The sequence below is a fragment of the Pseudomonas sp. GW821-FHT05D12 genome (genome assembly GCF_059419825.1).
The window spans coordinates 81108-98618 of the sequence record NZ_JBWKSN010000017.1 but is presented as its reverse complement, the minus strand read 5'-3'; the positions used below and the strand labels follow the sequence as shown (position 1 = coordinate 98618).

Below are 17511 nucleotides of genomic sequence, written 5' to 3'. Positions count from 1 at the left end.
TGAATCAATGCGGCGCTTCGGCTGCATGGTTGAGGGAATATTTCGGGATTTCGACGGTGATGTCTTCAGTTCCGACCTTTGCCTGACAGCTTAGGCGAGAAGTCGCCTCCAGGCCCCAGGCGCGATCCAGAAAGTCCTCTTCGAGCTCATCCGCTTCTTCCAGGGAGTTGAAGCCCTCGCGAATCACGCAGTGGCAGGTGGTGCAGGCGCACACACCGCCACAGGCGCTTTCGATCTCGATGTGGTTGTCATGGGCAACTTCGAGGATGGACTTGCCGGTCTCAGCCTCCACGACCATACCGTCCGGGCAATGCTCGGCGTGTGGCAGAAAAATGACCTGCGGCATTAATTATTCCTCGATTTCATTCAGGTTGCGCCCGGCCAGTGCGGCTTTCACCGTCTGATCCATGCGCCGGGCGGCAAACGCATCCGTGACCTGCGACAAGCGCTTGGTCTGCTGCTCGATGGCGTAACCATCGTTGCCTTTCATCAGTTCAGCCAGCTCATGCATTTGCAGGTCGATGACCATGCGCTCTTCGGCATCCAACAGGCGCTCGCCATCCGCCTCAAGGGCGCCCTGCACCGCTTCGAGCAGGCGCTGGGCATCCACTTGCTGCTCACGCAATACGCGGGCGACCTTGTCGTCACCGGCATATTGGAACGAGTCCTTGAGCATCTTGGCGATTTCGCCGTCGGTCAGGCCGTAGGACGGCTTGACCTGGATGCTGGCTTCGACGCCGGACGCCAGTTCGCGCGCAGCGACACTGAGCAGGCCATCGGCGTCGACCTGGAAGGTCACGCGAATCTTCGCCGCACCGGCCACCATCGCCGGAATGCCGCGCAATTCAAAGCGCGCCAGGGAGCGGCAATCGCTGATCAGCTCGCGCTCACCTTGCAGCACATGAATCATCATGGCCGTCTGGCCATCTTTGTAAGTAGTGAAGTCCTGGGCACGGGCAACGGGAATGGTGGTGTTACGTGGAATCACCTTCTCCATCAGGCCGCCCATGGTTTCGAGGCCCAGGGACAGCGGAATCACGTCGAGCAGCAGCAATTCGCCACCATCGCGCTTGTTCCCAGCCAGGGTATCGGCCTGGATCGCAGCACCAATGGCGACTACCTGATCCGGGTCGATTTCAGTCAGCGGCTGGCGACCAAAGGCTTCGGCCACGGCCTCGCGAACGCGCGGTACACGGGTGGAACCACCCACCATGACCACGGCACCGACGTCTTCCAGCTCGATACCGGAATCACGCACGGCGCGACGGCAAGCCTTGAGGCTGCGGGCAACCATCGGCTCGATCAACGCATCGAAGGCTTCGCGGGTCAGTTGAGCCGACCAAGTGCCGTAGGACACTTCAACGGAGGCGGCATCAGTCAGCGCTTCCTTGGCCGCACAGGCGGTTTGCAACAGGTTGCGTTGCGCGCCCGGATCCAGGTCAGCCGACAAGCCGGCGCTGGTGATGATCCAGCCCGCAATGGCGTGGTCGAAGTCATCGCCGCCCAGGGCGCTGTCGCCGCCGGTGGCCAGCACTTCGAAGACACCGCCGGTCAGGCGCAGGATCGAAATATCAAAGGTGCCGCCGCCCAGGTCATAAATAGCGACCAGGCCTTCTGCGTGCTGATCCAGGCCATAGGCCACGGCCGCCGCAGTCGGCTCGTTGAGCAGGCGCAGCACGTTGAGGCCGGCGAGTTTCGCCGCGTCCTTGGTGGCTTGGCGCTGAGCATCATCGAAATACGCCGGAACGGTGATCACCGCGCCCACCAGTTCGCCGCCCAAGGTGGATTCCGCACGCTGGCGCAACACCTTGAGAATATCGGCCGACACTTCCACCGGGCTCTTCGGCCCCTGGACAGTGTCGATGAACGGCATATGGGATTCGCCACCGACAAAGCGGTACGGCAGCTGGTCGCCCAATTGCTTGACGTCGGACAGACCACGACCCATCAAGCGCTTGACCGACAGCACGGTGTTCAAAGGATCGGTAGACGCGGCCAGCTTGGCCGACTCGCCCACTTCGGTGCGATCAGCGTGATAGCGCACGGCGGACGGCAGGATCACTTGGCCATTGGCGTCGGGCAGCGGCTCGGACAGGCCGCTGCGCAAGGCAGCAACCAGGGAATTGGTGGTGCCCAGGTCAATCCCCACCGCCAGGCGACGCTGGTGCGGTTGAGGGCTTTGGCCGGGTTCGGCGATTTGCAGTAGAGCCATGGTAATCAGGTCTTATCTGTCTATCAGGCGTGCATCACGGGCAGCACTGGGTTAATCGTCGAGGCGCTCTTCTAACTGGCGCACTTCGTAGGTGAGCTTGTCGAGGAACTGCATGCGCCGCATCAGGCGTTCGGCCTGTTCGCGTTGCGCAGCATCGTTCCAACAGGCTGCGAAGCTTTCGTTGAGCTCATCCTGGGCCGTTTTCAGACGACGCTTGAAGACCGCGACACCCGCCAGATCGGCTTCGTCCTGCAAGTCTTCGAGCTCTTCGCGCCACTGCATCTGCTGCATCAGGAAGTCCGGGTCGTGCACCGTGACTTCCAGCGGCAACTCGCCACCGTTCATCGCGAGCAGGTAACGCGCGCGTTTCGGAGGGCTTTTGAGCGTCTGATAGGCTTCGTTGAGGCTGGCCGATTGCTCCAGGGCGTGGCGTTGCTCACGCTCGGAAGCGTCAGCGAAGCGGTCCGGGTGCACGCCACGCGCCAATTCACGGTAGCGCGTGGCCAGCTGTTCGAGGTCCAGCCGGAAACTCGGCTGCAGCTCGAATAAAGCGAAATGACAAGGAGTACCCACGAATAGCCTCAGATGTTGAAGCTTTCGCCGCAGCCACATTCACCGCGTACGTTGGGGTTGTTGAACTTGAAGCCTTCGTTCAACCCTTCCTTGACGAAATCGAGTTCGGTGCCGTCCAGGTAGGTCAGGCTCTTGGGGTCGATAATCACTTTCTCGCCGTGACTTTCGAACACCTGGTCTTCCGCAACCACCTCGTCGACAAACTCCAGCACGTAGGCAAGGCCGGAACAGCCCGTGGTGCGAACACCCAGACGAATCCCCTCACCTTTACCGCGCCCATTCAGGGAGCGGCGAATGTGCTGCGCAGCCGCTTCTGTCATGCTGATAGCCATCGTTGACTCCTTACTCGTCGCCAAATGCTTAGATCAAGCCTTTCTTCTGCTTGTAGTCGCGAACGGCCGCCTTGATGGCGTCTTCAGCGAGTACCGAGCAGTGAATTTTCACCGGCGGCAGGGCCAGTTCTTCGGCCAACTGGGTATTGCTGATGGTGACAGCCTCATCCAGGGTCTTGCCTTTCATCCACTCGGTAGCGAGGGAGCTGGAGGCAATGGCGGAACCGCAGCCATATGTCTTGAATTTGGCGTCTTCGATAACGCCAGCCTCGTTGACCTTGATCTGCAGGCGCATCACATCGCCGCACGCCGGAGCGCCGACCATGCCGGTGCCGACATCAGGGTCTTCCGCGTTCATCTTGCCGACGTTGCGCGGGTTTTCGTAGTGGTCGATGACCTTTTCGCTGTAAGCCATGGTACTGAATCCTCACTCATCAGGGCCGCTCTGGAACCCTGTAAAAACGCCTGCGTTTTCCGCCACGTTCCTACAGAGCTTGGGTGGCGGCTTCTATATTTAGTGTGCCGCCCACTCGATCTTGGAAATATCGACACCGTCTTTGTACATGTCCCACAGCGGCGACAAAACGCGCAGCTTGTTGACGGCCTCGCAGACTTTCTGCGCGGCGTAGTCGACTTGTTCTTCGGTGGTGAAGCGGCCGAACGTAAAGCGGATCGAGCTATGTGCCAGTTCGTCGTTGCGGCCCAGGGCGCGCAGGACATACGAAGGCTCAAGCGAGGCCGAGGTGCAGGCCGAACCGGACGAAACCGCCAGGTCCTTGAGTGCCATGATCAGCGACTCGCCTTCGACGTAGTTGAAGCTCAAATTCAGGTTGTGCGGTACACGGGCGGTCATGCTGCCGTTGATGTACAGCTCTTCAAGGTTCTCGACCTGCTTGTAGAAGCGATCGCTGAGGGCCTTGATGCGCACGTTTTCGGCAGCCATGTCTTCCTTGGCTACGCGGAAAGCTTCGCCCATGCCGACGATCTGGTGGGTCGCCAGGGTGCCCGAACGCATGCCGCGCTCGTGACCGCCGCCGTGCATGGTGGCTTCGATACGCACGCGAGGCTTGCGGCTCACGTAGAGCGCGCCGATGCCTTTAGGGCCGTAGGTCTTGTGGGCAGAGAACGACATCAGGTCGACTTTCAGTTTCGACAGGTCGATGTCGACCTTGCCGGTGGACTGGGCAGCGTCGACGTGCAGCAGGATGCCCTTGGAACGGGTCAGCTCGCCAATGGCCGCGATGTCGTTGATGGTGCCGATTTCGTTGTTCACGTGGATCACGGAAACCAGGATGGTGTCTTCACGCAGCGCGGCCTCGATCATGGCCGGGGTGACGATACCGTCGGTGGTTGGCTCGAGGTAGGTCACCTCGAAACCTTCACGCTCCAGTTGGCGCATGGTGTCGAGGACAGCCTTGTGCTCAATCTTGGTAGTGATCAGGTGCTTGCCCTTGGTCGCATAGAAATGCGCCGCGCCCTTGATTGCCAGGTTGTCGGACTCGGTGGCACCGGAGGTCCAGACGATTTCACGCGGGTCTGCACCCACCAGGTCGGCGACCTGGCGACGAGCATTCTCGACCGCTTCCTCGGCTTTCCAGCCGAATACGTGGGAGCGGGAGGCCGGGTTGCCGAAGTTTCCGTCAACCAGCAGGCATTCACTCATCTTTTGCGCGACACGCGGATCAACCGGGGTGGTCGCTGAGTAATCAAGGTAAATCGGCAATTTCATGGACTTTCTCCTAAATCAGGCTGGCTGGCGTGCCGTTAGCTCTTCGGCTGTCACTCGACGGCGGACGCTTCAATCTTGTCCAGACGCGGCGCCTTGGTGTTGCAACGGCGCTGGTCCTGACGCTGGGCTACTTCTTGCACCTCACGGCGAGTCACAAGATCAGCCAAGCTGATACCACTCAAAAACTCATGGATCTGCAGGCTCAAGTCACACCACAGGTGGTGCGTCAGGCAGGTGTCGCCGGCGTGGCAGTCACCCAGACCCTGGCATTTGGTTGCATCGACGGATTCGTTCACCGCGTCGATGACCTGGGCTACCTGGATGCCCTGCATGTCGCGGGACAGTTGATAGCCGCCGCCCGGCCCACGCACGCTGGAAACCAGGTTGCTGCGGCGCAACTTGGCGAACAGTTGCTCGAGGTAGGACAGGGAAATGCCTTGGCGCTCGGAGATATCGGCCAGGGACACCGGCCCAGTTTGCGCGTGCAAGGCCAGGTCAAGCATGGCGGTCACCGCGTATCGGCCTTTTGTAGTCAGTCTCATGGACAAGTACCAAGGTGTTTCAGAATGGGAGCAAGTATGCGATTCCCGAGTATTTAAGTCAACTATAAGACCTAGTGCTTTAGTCAGGATTACCCGTAAAAAGGGCGCGCGAATCATAGCAGGATGGGGTGGGGACGACCAGCAGGAACAAGGTCAACGCCCGATCTCATGACCAATGGAGATCAAATGTGGGAGCTGGCTTGCCTGCGATTGGCGGTGGATCAGCAGCTCAATGGGTAGCTGGCAGACCGCTATCACCGGCAAGCCAGCTCCCACAGGAGATTTCTATCAACCGTAATATCTAGCCTGCCTTGGTGGCTGATGCTTCGTCCTTGATCTCGGCGAAGTCTTCTTCGCGCAACTCAGGCAGATCTTTCGCACAGTAAGGGCTGCCCAGATCCTTCAGCGCACCGCACATGCCCTCCAGCTTGCCATCTACGGCCTGCAGATGATCGAGCAACTGGCCGATGGCGCGTGCCACCGGGTCCGGCATGTCTTCGCTGACGCCGTAGGCATCGAAGCCGATCTTCTCGGCCATGGCCTTGCGCTTGGCTTCCTGCTCGTCGCCGACTTCCGGCTTGACGATGATCCGCCCTGGAATGCCGACCACGGTCGCACCGGCCGGTACCGCCTTGGTCACCACCGCATTAGAGCCGACCTTGGCGCCCGCGCCGACCGTGAACGGGCCCAGCACCTTGGCGCCCGCCCCGACCACCACGCCGTCTTCGAGGGTTGGGTGGCGCTTGCCTTTGTTCCAGCTGGTACCGCCGAGGGTCACGCCCTGGTAGAGGGTTACGTCATCCCCAATTTCAGCCGTCTCGCCGATCACGATGCCCATGCCATGGTCGATAAAGAAGCGACGCCCGACCTTGGCCCCCGGGTGGATTTCGATCCCGGTCAGCCAGCGACCGAAGTTCGACACCAGCCGCGCCAGCCATTTCCAGCCCATGCCCCACAGGGCGCCGGACAGGCGATGGATCCAGATTGCATGCATGCCCGGGTAGCACGTCAGCACTTCAAAGGCGTTGCGCGCCGCCGGGTCACGGTGGAAAACACTCTGGATATCTTCTCGCAAACGCTCGAACATTTTTAATCCTTCCGCTTAAGAAGCTCGCCACGGGCCGCTTTCTGGGTTTCCGTGAGGATGCCACGCAATATATTCATTTCCGCCCGGCTGACCGAGCTGCGTCCGTACAACCGACGCAGGCGCGCCATCAAGTGCCGTGGTTTTTCCGGATCGAGGAACTCAATGGCCACCAGGGTTTGCTCCAGGTGTTCATAGAATCGCTCCAGCTCGTCCATGGTGGCCAACTCGCCACTCTTGGTCGACGCCACTTCGTCCTTCTCGACCTTGCTCGGCTGCCCTTCTGCGGCCAGCCAGGCCATGCGCACTTCATAACTCAACACCTGCACCGCTGCCCCGAGGTTCAGCGAGCTGAACTCGGGGTCTGATGGAATGTGCACGTGGTAATGACATCGCTGCAGCTCTTCATTGGTGAGGCCGGAGTCTTCACGGCCAAACACCAGCGCGATCTCAGCGCCGCCAGCCGCCTCTTCCACGACCTTGGTCCCGCACTCGCGCGGATCCAGCAGCGGCCAGGGAATGCGGCGATCGCGAGCGCTGGTGCCAAGCACCAGGTTGCAACCGACCAGGGCGTCTTCCAAGGTGGCGACGACCTGGGCCTTTTCGAGGATGTCATTGGCGCCGGACGCACGGGCATCAGCCTCGTGATGGGGGAACACGCGCGGTTCGACCAGCACCAGGCGCGTCAGCCCCATGTTTTTCATGGCTCGCGCCACCCCGCCGATGTTGCCGGGATGACTGGTATTGACCAAGACGACACGAATGTTTTGCAGCAAGGGAGGCGCTCTCGGACACGGGAAAGGGGAGCAAATCTTACAGAACAGCCTAAGGTTATGCCATGAAAGCTAACGTCGTCCTTCACCTGAAGAAAGTTTCTGCTAGAATGCCCGGCTTTCTTTAACAACCTTAGGTGACACATCCATGCAGCCCATGCTGAATATCGCGCTGCGCGCCGCCCGCAGCGCCAGTGAATTGATCTTCCGCTCCATCGAGCGCCTGGATACCATCAAGGTCGACGAAAAAGACGCCAAGGATTATGTATCCGAGGTGGACCGCGCCGCCGAACAGAAAATCATCGACGCCCTGCGCAAGGCCTACCCTACCCACGGCATCCTCGGTGAAGAAACCGGCCTGCACAAAGGTAGCGGCGAAGGCGAAGACTACCTGTGGATCATCGACCCACTGGATGGCACCACCAACTTCCTGCGCGGCATCCCACACTTTGCTGTGAGCATTGCCTGCAAATACCGTGGCCGCCTGGAACACGCCGTCGTACTCGACCCGGTTCGCCAGGAAGAATTCACCGCCAGCCGTGGCCGTGGCGCCCAGCTGAATGGTCGTCGCCTGCGTGTCAGCGGCCGTACCAGCCTGGACGGCGCCCTGCTCGGCACCGGCTTCCCGTTCCGTGACGACCAGATGGACAACCTGGAAAACTACCTGGGCATGTTCCGCGCCCTGGTTGGCCAGACCGCTGGCATCCGCCGCGCCGGTGCCGCCAGCCTGGACCTGGCCTATGTGGCCGCAGGTCGTTTTGATGCGTTCTGGGAATCGGGCCTGTCCGAGTGGGACATGGCTGCAGGCGCCCTGCTGATCCAGGAAGCAGGCGGCCTGGTGAGCGACTTCACCGGCGGTCACGACTTCCTTGAGAAAGGCCACGTGGTTGCCGGCAACACCAAATGCTTCAAGGCAGTACTGACGGCGATCCAGCCGCACCTGCCGGCTTCGCTGAAACGCTAAGCGAGCGAGCACAAAAAAGCACCCCGAGGGGTGCTTTTTTTATGCCTGGGATTTGGGGGCAAACCCAGTACCACTGACTCAACCACAATCCAATGTAGGCGCTGGCTTGCCTGCGATAGCGGTCAGCCAGCTAGCTAATCAGCTGGACCCACCGCAATCGCAAGCCAGCTCCTACATCCTGGCCAGTGCCAGGCTTATCAATTACTGCTGGTTCTGACCCAGGATCAGCCGACCTTCTTTATCGACTGGAATCTGGCCACCCGGATCACGGTCCATGCGCACAGACCCTTCCTTGCCATCCAGGTTGTAACGCACGTCATAACCGACCACCTTGTCGCTGATGTCATTGACGGTGTTACAACGGGTTTGAGTGGTGGTGTAGGTATCGCGGTTCTGCATACCTTCCTGAACCTTGTTACCAGCGTAACCGCCACCGACCGCGCCAGCTACAGTAGCCAGCTTCTTGCCATTACCGCCACCGACCTGGTTGCCCAACAGGCCACCGGCCAGTGCGCCGACTACCGTGCCGACGATCTGATGTTGATCCTGAACCGGCTTCTGCCGGGTCACTGCGACGTCCTTGCAGACCTCGCGCGGGGTTTTGATCTGGGTTTTTACCGGCTGCACCGCCAGCACTTGCGCATACTCAGGGCCGCTTTTCACCAGGCTGTAGGTGGCAACAGCACCCCCGGCAGTCACACCGACAGCACCCAATACCGCACCAACCAGCAACGACTTGTTCACGTGAACCTCCTGACCATCACAAACGGACCGAAAGATCCGCGCTATACCCAGCCTTGGAGCAAAAAAAAAGGCACGAGTTCAATACTCGTGCCTTCTTTGTAACAGCAGATCAACAAGCGCCCATCAAGGGCGGTCGTCGACCTCCTTGCCAGTCGCAGCAGGAGGGATCAGGTCTTCGCTGTTGAGGTTCAGCCAGATCAGCACCACGTTGGCGATGTAGATCGACGAGTAGGTACCCGCCAGAACGCCGATGAACAGAGCCAGGGAGAAGCCCCACAGGTTGTCGCCGCCAAAGATCATCAGTGCCGCGATCGCCAACAGGGTGGAGATCGACGTCGCCATGGTCCGCAACAGGGTCTGGGTGGTGGAAACGTTGATGTTCTCGATCAACGACGCCTTGCGCAGCACCCGGAAGTTCTCACGAACCCGGTCGAATACCACGATGGTGTCGTTGAGGGAGTAACCAATGATCGCCAGTACCGCCGCGAGCACAGTCAGGTCGAAGGTGATCTGGAAGTACGCCAGGATGCCCACGGTCACGATCACGTCGTGGATCAGCGACACAATGGCGCCGACACCGAATTTCCACTGAAAGCGGAATGCCAGGTAGATCATGATGCCGACCAGCGCCATCAGCATGCCGAGGCCGCCCTGGTCGCGCAGCTCTTCACCGACCTGCGGGCCGACGAACTCGACGCGCTTGACCGACGCCGGGTTGTCACCGCCGACCTTCTGCAAGGCTTCGGCGACCTGGTGACCCAGTTGCGGGTCTTCGCCCGGCATACGCACCAGCAGATCGGTGGTGGCACCGAAGCTCTGCACGATGGCTTCGTGATAGCCGGCCTTGACCAGCTCGTTGCGCACCAGGGTGACGTCGGCCGGCTTCTCGTAGGTCAGCTCGATGAGCGTACCGCCGGTGAAGTCCAGACCGTAGTTCAGGCCCTTATGGAACCAGCTGAACAACGCCAGAACGGTAAGGAGCACGGTGACGCCGAACGCAACGTTGCGAACGCCCATGAAGTTGATTGTACGTAACATGGCAGCCCCTTAAATCCACAACTTCTTGAAGTCACGCCCGCCAAAGATCAGGTTGACCATTGCGCGGGTCACCATGATGGCCGTGAACATCGAGGTAAAGATACCGAGGGACATGGTCACCGCAAAACCTTTGACCGGGCCGGTGCCCATGGCAAAGAGAATCCCGCCGACCAGCAAGGTGGTCAGGTTGGAGTCGAGAATCGCGGTAAATGCCCGGCCGAAGCCTTCGTTGATTGCACGCTGCACGGTCATGCCGGCGGCGATCTCTTCACGGATCCGCGAGAAGATCAGCACGTTGGCGTCTACCGCCATACCCATGGTGAGTACGATACCGGCGATACCTGGCAGGGTCAGTGTAGCGCCCAGCAGCGACATCAGGGCCAGCAACATCACCATGTTGCCCGCCAGGGCCACGGTGGCGATGATGCCGAAGAAGCGGTAGATGGCGATGATGAACAGCGACACGAACAGCATGCCCCACAAGGCCGCGTCGATACCCTTGGTGATGTTGTCGGCACCCAGGCTCGGGCCGATGGTACGTTCTTCAGCGAAGTACATCGGTGCAGCCAGGCCACCGGCACGCAGCAACAGGGCCAGCTCCGAGGACTCACCCTGGCCGTTCAGGCCAGTGATACGGAATTGAGCACCCAGCGGCGACTGGATGGTCGCCAGGCTGATGATCTTCTTCTCTTCCTTGAAGGTCTGTACCGGCACGTCTTTCTCGACGCCGTTGACGATCTGCTTGGTGTAGGTGGTCACCGGGCGTTGCTCGATGAAGATCACCGCCATGCTGCGACCGACGTTGCTGCGCGTGGCGCGGCTCATCAGTTCGCCGCCGTGGCCATCCAGGCGGATGTTCACTTCAGGGGTACCGTGCTCGCCGAAACCGGCCTTGGCGTCAGTCACCTGGTCACCGGTAATGATCAAGCCACGCTCGATCAGCGCTGGAGGACGGTTGCCTTCGCGGAACTCGAACTCTTCGGCAGTCGCGCGGGTAGCACCCGGCTCAGCTGCCAGACGGAATTCCAGGTTGGCAGTCTTGCCCAGGATACGCTTGGCTTCAGCAGTGTCCTGCACGCCCGGCAGCTCAACCACGATGCGGTTGGCACCCTGGCGCTGAACGATCGGCTCGGCCACACCCAGCTCGTTGACGCGGTTACGTACCGTGGTCAAGTTCTGCTTGATGGAGTATTCGCGGATTTCCGCCAGCTTGGCTGGGGTCATCGCCAGACGCAGTACAGCCTGGCCATTGAGGTCAGCCGGCACGATGTCGAAATCGTTGAAATTCTTGCGGATCAGCGCACGGGCCTGTTCGCGCGAAGCTTCGTCAGAGAAGCCCAGCTGGATGGCACCGTTGAGCTGCGGCAGGCTGCGATAACGCAACTTCTCTTTGCGCAGCAGGCTCTTCACGTCACCCTCGTAGACTTTCAGGCGAGCGTCGAGGGCTTTGTCCATGTCGACTTCCAGCAGGAAGTGCACACCACCGGACAAGTCCAGGCCCAGCTTCATCGGGTGCGCGCCGATCTTGCGCAACCAGGTCGGCGTGGTCTGTGCCAGGTTGAGCGCGACGACGTAGTCATCACCCATGACCTTGCGCACAACGTCTTTGGCCGGCAATTGGTCTTCTGCCTTGGTCAGGCGCAGCAAGCCGCCCTTCGCATCAGCCGCCAACGTTGCCGCTTTAACCTGGATGCCAGCGTCGGTCAGTGCCTTGCTCGCGCGTTCCAGATCAGCCTGATTGACTTGCAGCGAAGTGCTGGCGCCAGTGATCTGGATCGCCGGGTCATCAGGATAGAGATTGGGAGCGGAATAAATAAAACCGATCGCCAGCACCGCCAGGATCAGTACGTATTTCCACAGAGGGTATTTGTTCAGCATCACGCCGCCCGCTTATAACGCGGGGCGCCTTGCGCGCCCCGTCGATTGGTAAAGGTTGTTACTCAGATCGCTTTGAGCGTGCCTTTAGGCAGCGTGGCGGCGATGGCGCCCTTCTGGAACTTCATTTCTACGGTGTCGGAGACTTCCAGAACCACGAAAGCGTCGGAAACCTTGGTGATCTTGCCAGCGATGCCGCCGGTGGTCACAACTTCGTCACCTTTCTGCAGGCTGCCGAGCAGGTTCTTCTGCTCTTTGGCGCGCTTGGCCTGTGGACGCCAGATCATCAGGTAGAAGATGACCAGGAAGCCGACCAGGAAAATCCACTCGAAACCACCGCCCATAGGACCGGCAGCGGCAGGCGCAGCGGCATCAGCCATGGCGTTAGAGATAAAAAAGCTCATTTAGCACTCCAGTTGCAAATAGTGAATCTTAGGGTCGGAAAACTCAGTCCAAGGGCGGCACAGGGAGCCCGCGCTTGGCATAGAAGGCATCGACGAAGGCGGCCAATGTACCCTGTTGAATAGCCTCGCGCAAACCAGCCATCAGGACTTGGTAGTGACGCAAATTGTGGATGGTATTCAACATGCTACCCAGCATTTCCCCGCACTTGTCCAGATGGTGCAGATAAGCACGGGAGAAGTTCTGGCAGGTGTAGCAATCACAGGTGGGATCCAGCGGCGAATCATCATGGCGATGGAACGCGTTACGGATCTTCAGCACGCCTGTATCGATGAACAGATGCCCATTGCGGGCATTACGGGTTGGCATCACGCAATCGAACATGTCCACACCGCGGCGCACACCCTCTACGAGATCCTCGGGTTTGCCAACGCCCATAAGGTAACGAGGTTTGTCAGCCGGCATCAGGCCCGGCAGGTAATCCAGCACCTTGATCATTTCGTGCTTGGGCTCGCCCACCGACAAACCGCCGATGGCCAGGCCGTCAAAGCCAATCTTGTCCAAGCCTTCGAGCGAGCGTTTGCGCAGGCTTTCGTGCATGCCGCCCTGGACGATACCGAACAGCGCGGCAGTGTTGTCGCCGTGCGCATTCTTCGAGCGCTGGGCCCAACGCAGGGACAGCTCCATGGAAATCCGCGCGACGTCTTCATCGGCCGGGTATGGCGTGCATTCGTCGAAAATCATCACGATGTCGGAGCCCAGGTCACGCTGCACCTGCATCGACTCTTCCGGCCCCATGAACACCTTGGAACCGTCCACCGGCGAGGCGAAGGTCACGCCCTCCTCCTTGATCTTGCGCATGGCGCCCAGGCTGAACACCTGGAAACCACCCGAGTCGGTCAGGATCGGGCCTTGCCACTTCATGAAGTCATGCAGGTCGCCGTGCTTCTTGATCACTTCCGTGCCCGGGCGCAGCCACAGGTGGAAGGTGTTGCCGAGGATGATTTCCGCGCCGGTGGCGACGATGTCACGCGGCAGCATGCCCTTGACGGTGCCGTAGGTGCCCACGGGCATGAACGCCGGGGTCTCGACGGTGCCGCGCGGGAAAGTCAGGCGACCCCGACGGGCTTTGCCGTCGGTGGCGAGCAGTTCAAACGACATACGACTCATAGTTGTTCCTCTGGGCCGCGCGGCGCCGGATTACGGGTGATAAACATCGCATCACCGTAGCTGAAAAAACGGTATCCGTTGTCGATGGCGGCTTGATAAGCGGCCATGGTCTCGGGATAACCGGCAAATGCCGACACCAGCATCAACAGCGTGGATTCCGGCAAATGGAAGTTGGTGACCAGGCAATCGACCACATGGAACGGTCGGCCTGGGTAAATGAAGATATCGGTGTCGCCACTGAACGGCTTGAGCACGCCATCACGCGCCGCACTCTCCAGGGAACGCACGCTGGTGGTGCCCACCGCAATCACCCGCCCGCCGCGCGCCTTGCACGCGTCAACCGCGTCCACGACTTCCTGGCTGACTTCCAGCCATTCGCTGTGCATATGGTGATCTTCGATCTTATCCACACGCACCGGCTGAAACGTACCGGCCCCCACGTGCAGGGTCACATAGGCGGTCTCGACGCCCTTGGCGGCGATCGCATCCAGCAGCGGCTGGTCGAAATGCAGCCCGGCAGTCGGTGCAGCGACGGCGCCGAGGCGCTGGGAATACACCGTCTGATAGCGCTCGCGGTCCGAGTCTTCGTCGGGGCGGTCTATATAAGGAGGCAACGGCATATGGCCGACGCGCTCCAGCAACGGCAACACCTCTTCGGCGAACTTGAGCTCGAACAGCGCATCATGACGCGCGACCATCTCGGCTTCGCCACCACCATCGATGAGGATGCTCGAGCCCGGTTTCGGCGACTTGCTGGAGCGCACATGGGCCAGCACGCGATGGCTGTCCAGCACCCGCTCCACCAGAATTTCCAGCTTGCCGCCGGACGCTTTCTGGCCAAACAGCCGTGCCGGAATCACCCGGGTATTGTTGAACACCATCAGATCGCCAGGGCGCAAATGCTCAAGCAAATCAGTGAATTGACGGTGTGCGAGGGCACCACTCACCCCGTCCAGGGTCAGCAGTCGACTGGCGCGACGCTCGGCCAAAGGATGGCGAGCGATCAGCGAATCAGGGAGCTCAAAAGTAAAGTCAGCAACGCGCATGATGGGGTTCGTCTAGCAGGGCCGGGAAGTCTAGCGGAAATAGTCAAAATTGACCATGAAACGTGATTGACCAACGGTAATCACCTCTCTATACTTCGCCGCCATTGAGCCCTGATGGCGGAATTGGTAGACGCGGCGGATTCAAAATCCGTTTTCGAAAGGAGTGGGAGTTCGAGTCTCCCTCGGGGCACCATCTTTTCCCTTTAAAATCAAGCAGTTAGCGATTTTGACGGAAATGTTTTTGGAAGTAATTTTTGGAAGTCTTTTTGGACGTTCCAAAGCGAAGAAACCCGGCCCAACGGCTGGGTTTTTTTTCGCCTGAAAATCGACCACTGGCCCATCCAGCACCAAGCCCCTCAGCCTACTCTGCCTAACCCTATCCCCTACCCCCGCTGCTAACAGTCTGGGCTGTTAGCAAAAAACAAAGCATTCCACCTTTCAGAATCTGAATATCAGTATTTTCTGAATAATTAACAAAAATTAAAATGGTATTATTAAATAAATAACAAACCATTAAGATATGGAAGAATTAGACAAAATAGACGGTTTTCTAAAAACCGCTACTGAGCGATTGGCAGATTCATTGAGTAAATTTTCTGAAACTGGAAGACCCGTTTGGGAATCGCCAGTTTTTAGAGTTCGCTATTTGAATCCAGCAAGTGGCGCAAAATACAACATTCAAAACAGCACTATATTATCTATGCTTGCCGAGGATAAAGGCTATGACCTGCCCTTTTATCTCACTGCAAAGCAAGGCATGGATGCTGGAATGATGGTAATGAAAGGAAGCAAAGCAGATTATGTATTGCACTCATTCGTTAGCAAAAAGGAATTGACCAAAAAAAATGAAAAGGGAATTTATGAACCTATGCTTGATGAAGACGGCAATGCACGTTTCTACATGCGCAAAGGGGAAAAATTAAGCCCTGTATTCAACTTGAAGAATTTCACGGGAGAAATCCCTAAAAGATTTTCAAATCTATTAAATGCACATGAAAAAATAGCCACAAAGGATGAAGTAGCTACAGTTTTACAATCCTTAATAGACACAATGCCAACACCCTTGACGCGAAATATAGAACCTACCGGGCAGCACAACTATTATAGCCCAGCAAAGGATTCCATAAACGTAGCGCCTTCATCCCTTTTCAAAAGCCTTGCTCATGAATTTCATACCATTGCGCATGAGATAAGTCATTCCTATGGACATTCGAGCAGAAAGAACCGTGAAAGCCTTAGCAAATATTCTGAATCCAGCGAATACAGAGGATTTGAAGAAGTAGTAGCTAATTTATCGGCTCAGCGTATAGCTAACCATTTTGGCATTGAATTTGAAGGTGAAATGCAGAATGAATTGAGAGAATCATTTTTGGCTAACCACGCTTCATATGATCTCGGATGGGCACATGCCGGATTCAAGGATAATCCTGAAAAGATCTGGCAAGCTACTGTTCAAGCAGATCAAACCAGTTCATCTATCATTCAGCTAATGACAGAAGACCTGAAAGCGAAGCTTGAACGAAACCCTACGCTGGCAGTGCCTGAAATTATCCAAGCTTCAATGTTAGCGAAAAAGGAAAGCGAAGCAGCTTATGAACAGAAACAATCCCAAAAAACCACAACCAAAAGAAAATACAAAAGGTGAATATTATGAACACAGATCTCCAAGAATTGATTGAATCAGACGAAGAACTCCAAGCCTTGCTTGCGCTTGGCTACACCATTGAAGAAGACACCGGGCAGGCTATCGACCAGCCCACCAAGGCACCTACAGCCCACAGCTACCCCGCAGACCTCAAAATCTACTGATTCCCCCCCCGCCACACCAAAAGGAGCCGCCAAGGCTCTTTTATTCCTTTTTTTGATATCCAAATATTCTTTATTTCCTTTTTTGATATCCAATCATTCTAATAAATTCAGATTCTTCAGTGGATCGATTCAATTCAAATTAATAGAATTACCCCAACCTAATAGAAACCTATGAGGTTCCTAATAGGTAAATAATATGAAGCTCATAGCAACCTCATAGGTAGCTCATAGATTCCTCTGAAAAAAATATGAGAAAAATATGAGTTAACTCTTATTTTTTAAAAAATCATATGGTATAACTTAATTAACAAAACAAATTACTAATTAAAAAATGGAGATTTCCCCAATGAAAAAATTCGCGCTTTCCCTTCTTGATGTTGCATTTATCAATAACCTCAACGATATGGACGAACCTATTACAATCGTAGTTACGTCTGAAAAAGGCGGCGTAGGTAAAAGCCACATTGCGAGTTCAATCAACAATGCTTTGAATAATTCAGGTGTTAAAAGCCGTCTCATTGATTGCGACGTGCAAGGAACAAGCTATGCACAGTTCAAAAAACGTGAAGCCACGATTGCAGCAGAGATTGAATCTGAAATACTGAAATTGAATGGCAATTTCAAGAAAAAAGCTCAGGCCAAAATCGAAGATCTTGAATCACTTGCTCATTACGAAGTCGTTAGACACCCTATGAACAGCAATTTTAATTCGCTATTCAAAGTGGCAAAAAACGATGGTTACAAAGTAATAATCATTGATACACCGTGCCATTTGACACCAGAGCATGCAGATTTAATTAACGCTTGTGATATTGCATTGTTTCCATTCAACAATTCTGACGATGATTTCAATAGCAATAAACGTGTTAATAAATTCATTGAGAACATTAAAGAATCCAACTCACGATTCAATACTCACGTTTTCAGTGTGATCACTGATCAAGCAAACGTATCTGAAAAACGCAATCAGGAAATTACTGAGGAATGGAAAGACTTCACTAACAGCCATCCATTGCTTAAAAACAGATTGGTTAATCGTCAAATTTGCAGAGACGTAAAACGCCATGGTATGGGCGTCTGCGAGGTTCCCGGCAAATACGCGCAAGCTGCCACAAGTGATGTGTTGGCGGTATTCAAAGAAGCAGTAGAAAAGGCTTTCAGCGTTGATGAAACCGAAGAAAACCAAGCAGCATAAGACCAACCTATGAGGTAGCTCAT

19 protein-coding genes and 1 tRNA gene are annotated in these 17511 nt (G+C 56.7%); 5 read left to right on the top strand and 15 right to left on the bottom strand.

All coding sequences use genetic code 11. The annotated features are described in order from the left end of the window. Nucleotides 1–4 precede the first annotated feature (4 nt). The 9 genes from fdx to trmJ all read right to left on the bottom strand — a co-directional run bounded on the left by fdx (nt 5) and on the right by trmJ (nt 7248). Nucleotides 5–346, bottom strand: coding sequence for an ISC system 2Fe-2S type ferredoxin (fdx, locus tag AC07SI_RS26900; RefSeq protein WP_015885743.1), 342 nt, complete (start codon nt 344–346; stop codon nt 5–7). 3 nt (nt 347–349) lie between these two features. Next, nucleotides 350–2212, bottom strand: a complete 1863-nt coding sequence (gene hscA, locus AC07SI_RS26895; RefSeq protein ID WP_495006873.1) for a Fe-S protein assembly chaperone HscA — start codon at nt 2210–2212, stop codon at nt 350–352. 51 nt (nt 2213–2263) lie between these two features. Beyond that, entirely contained in the window at nt 2264–2785 is a 522-nt protein-coding gene (hscB, locus tag AC07SI_RS26890) for a co-chaperone HscB (protein ID WP_495006872.1), read from the bottom strand. A gap of 8 nt (nt 2786–2793) precedes the next feature. Beyond that, nucleotides 2794–3117 carry an iron-sulfur cluster assembly protein IscA gene (iscA, locus tag AC07SI_RS26885; RefSeq protein WP_003175963.1) on the bottom strand — a complete coding sequence of 108 codons (324 nt, stop codon included), beginning with the start codon at nt 3115–3117 and terminating at the stop codon, nt 2794–2796. Nucleotides 3118–3145: 28 nt separating this feature from the next. Then, complete coding sequence (gene iscU / locus AC07SI_RS26880) at nt 3146–3532, bottom strand: Fe-S cluster assembly scaffold IscU (RefSeq protein WP_003209682.1); 387 nt, start codon at nt 3530–3532, stop codon at nt 3146–3148. Between the two features lie 99 nt (nt 3533–3631). Next, nucleotides 3632–4846 (bottom strand): IscS subfamily cysteine desulfurase, encoded by a 1215-nt coding sequence (locus AC07SI_RS26875; RefSeq protein WP_017530022.1) that lies wholly within the window; start codon nt 4844–4846, stop codon nt 3632–3634. Nucleotides 4847–4896: 50 nt separating this feature from the next. Further along, nucleotides 4897–5388, bottom strand: a complete 492-nt coding sequence (gene iscR, locus AC07SI_RS26870) for a Fe-S cluster assembly transcriptional regulator IscR (protein ID WP_003194020.1) — start codon at nt 5386–5388, stop codon at nt 4897–4899. A gap of 301 nt (nt 5389–5689) precedes the next feature. After that, on the bottom strand, nt 5690–6475 hold the full coding sequence (gene cysE / locus AC07SI_RS26865; RefSeq protein ID WP_065908617.1) for a serine O-acetyltransferase: 786 nt from the start codon (nt 6473–6475) through the stop codon (nt 5690–5692). A gap of 2 nt (nt 6476–6477) precedes the next feature. Continuing rightward, nucleotides 6478–7248: a tRNA (cytosine(32)/uridine(32)-2'-O)-methyltransferase TrmJ gene (trmJ, locus tag AC07SI_RS26860; RefSeq protein ID WP_003210307.1), complete on the bottom strand. Its 771-nt coding sequence runs from the start codon at nt 7246–7248 to the stop codon at nt 6478–6480. 145 nt (nt 7249–7393) lie between these two features. Here trmJ and suhB point away from each other — a divergent pair, with 145 nt between their 5' ends. Then, complete coding sequence (gene suhB, locus AC07SI_RS26855) at nt 7394–8209, top strand: type III secretion system regulator SuhB (protein ID WP_003175971.1); 816 nt, start codon at nt 7394–7396, stop codon at nt 8207–8209. Nucleotides 8210–8410: 201 nt separating this feature from the next. On the opposite strand, the gene AC07SI_RS26850 is transcribed toward suhB, so the two are convergent. The 6 genes from AC07SI_RS26850 to queA form a co-directional block, all read right to left on the bottom strand. Next, nucleotides 8411–8953 carry a glycine zipper 2TM domain-containing protein gene (locus tag AC07SI_RS26850; RefSeq protein ID WP_065908615.1) on the bottom strand — a complete coding sequence of 181 codons (543 nt, stop codon included), beginning with the start codon at nt 8951–8953 and terminating at the stop codon, nt 8411–8413. Nucleotides 8954–9076: 123 nt separating this feature from the next. Continuing rightward, complete coding sequence (secF, locus tag AC07SI_RS26845; RefSeq protein WP_065908613.1) at nt 9077–9991, bottom strand: protein translocase subunit SecF; 915 nt, start codon at nt 9989–9991, stop codon at nt 9077–9079. A 9-nt stretch (nt 9992–10000) separates the two neighbouring features. After that, nucleotides 10001–11869, bottom strand: coding sequence for a protein translocase subunit SecD (secD, locus tag AC07SI_RS26840; RefSeq protein WP_106802682.1), 1869 nt, complete (start codon nt 11867–11869; stop codon nt 10001–10003). A gap of 62 nt (nt 11870–11931) precedes the next feature. After that, on the bottom strand, nt 11932–12270 hold the full coding sequence (gene yajC / locus AC07SI_RS26835; protein WP_003175975.1) for a preprotein translocase subunit YajC: 339 nt from the start codon (nt 12268–12270) through the stop codon (nt 11932–11934). Between the two features lie 43 nt (nt 12271–12313). After that, entirely contained in the window at nt 12314–13429 is a 1116-nt protein-coding gene (gene tgt / locus AC07SI_RS26830) for a tRNA guanosine(34) transglycosylase Tgt (RefSeq protein ID WP_003175976.1), read from the bottom strand. 5 nt (nt 13430–13434) lie between these two features. Further along, nucleotides 13435–14484, bottom strand: coding sequence for a tRNA preQ1(34) S-adenosylmethionine ribosyltransferase-isomerase QueA (queA, locus tag AC07SI_RS26825; protein WP_065908609.1), 1050 nt, complete (start codon nt 14482–14484; stop codon nt 13435–13437). A gap of 108 nt (nt 14485–14592) precedes the next feature. Here queA and AC07SI_RS26820 point away from each other — a divergent pair. The 4 genes from AC07SI_RS26820 (at nt 14593) to AC07SI_RS26805 (ending at nt 17488) form a co-directional block, all read left to right on the top strand. Continuing rightward, nucleotides 14593–14677, top strand: a tRNA-Leu gene (locus AC07SI_RS26820). 327 nt (nt 14678–15004) lie between these two features. After that, a complete protein-coding gene (locus tag AC07SI_RS26815) occupies nt 15005–16129 on the top strand; it encodes a zincin-like metallopeptidase domain-containing protein (RefSeq protein ID WP_495006871.1) in 1125 nt (374 codons plus the stop codon). A 5-nt stretch (nt 16130–16134) separates the two neighbouring features. Further along, entirely contained in the window at nt 16135–16293 is a 159-nt protein-coding gene (locus AC07SI_RS26810; RefSeq protein ID WP_495006870.1) for a hypothetical protein, read from the top strand. A gap of 346 nt (nt 16294–16639) precedes the next feature. Continuing rightward, entirely contained in the window at nt 16640–17488 is an 849-nt protein-coding gene (locus tag AC07SI_RS26805; protein WP_495006869.1) for a nucleotide-binding protein, read from the top strand. Nucleotides 17489–17511 lie beyond the last annotated feature (23 nt).

What these genes read in the sequence shown, in the direction of transcription:
- AC07SI_RS26875 (WP_017530022.1), bottom strand. Translation starts at nt 4,846, where the DNA reads ATGAAATTGCCGATTTACCTTGATTACTCAGCGACCACCCCGGTTGAT.
- iscR (WP_003194020.1), bottom strand. Translation starts at nt 5,388, where the DNA reads ATGAGACTGACTACAAAAGGCCGATACGCGGTGACCGCCATGCTTGAC.
- AC07SI_RS26805 (WP_495006869.1), top strand. Translation starts at nt 16,640, where the DNA reads ATGAAAAAATTCGCGCTTTCCCTTCTTGATGTTGCATTTATCAATAAC.
- secF (WP_065908613.1), bottom strand. Translation starts at nt 9,991, where the DNA reads ATGTTACGTACAATCAACTTCATGGGCGTTCGCAACGTTGCGTTCGGC.
- yajC (WP_003175975.1), bottom strand. Translation starts at nt 12,270, where the DNA reads ATGAGCTTTTTTATCTCTAACGCCATGGCTGATGCCGCTGCGCCTGCC.
- hscA (WP_495006873.1), bottom strand. Translation starts at nt 2,212, where the DNA reads ATGGCTCTACTGCAAATCGCCGAACCCGGCCAAAGCCCTCAACCGCAC.
- iscA (WP_003175963.1), bottom strand. Translation starts at nt 3,117, where the DNA reads ATGGCTATCAGCATGACAGAAGCGGCTGCGCAGCACATTCGCCGCTCC.
- AC07SI_RS26810 (WP_495006870.1), top strand. Translation starts at nt 16,135, where the DNA reads ATGAACACAGATCTCCAAGAATTGATTGAATCAGACGAAGAACTCCAA.
- iscU (WP_003209682.1), bottom strand. Translation starts at nt 3,532, where the DNA reads ATGGCTTACAGCGAAAAGGTCATCGACCACTACGAAAACCCGCGCAAC.
- AC07SI_RS26815 (WP_495006871.1), top strand. Translation starts at nt 15,005, where the DNA reads ATGGAAGAATTAGACAAAATAGACGGTTTTCTAAAAACCGCTACTGAG.
- queA (WP_065908609.1), bottom strand. Translation starts at nt 14,484, where the DNA reads ATGCGCGTTGCTGACTTTACTTTTGAGCTCCCTGATTCGCTGATCGCT.
- fdx (WP_015885743.1), bottom strand. Translation starts at nt 346, where the DNA reads ATGCCGCAGGTCATTTTTCTGCCACACGCCGAGCATTGCCCGGACGGT.
- suhB (WP_003175971.1), top strand. Translation starts at nt 7,394, where the DNA reads ATGCAGCCCATGCTGAATATCGCGCTGCGCGCCGCCCGCAGCGCCAGT.
- secD (WP_106802682.1), bottom strand. Translation starts at nt 11,869, where the DNA reads ATGCTGAACAAATACCCTCTGTGGAAATACGTACTGATCCTGGCGGTG.
- cysE (WP_065908617.1), bottom strand. Translation starts at nt 6,475, where the DNA reads ATGTTCGAGCGTTTGCGAGAAGATATCCAGAGTGTTTTCCACCGTGAC.
- tgt (WP_003175976.1), bottom strand. Translation starts at nt 13,429, where the DNA reads ATGTCGTTTGAACTGCTCGCCACCGACGGCAAAGCCCGTCGGGGTCGC.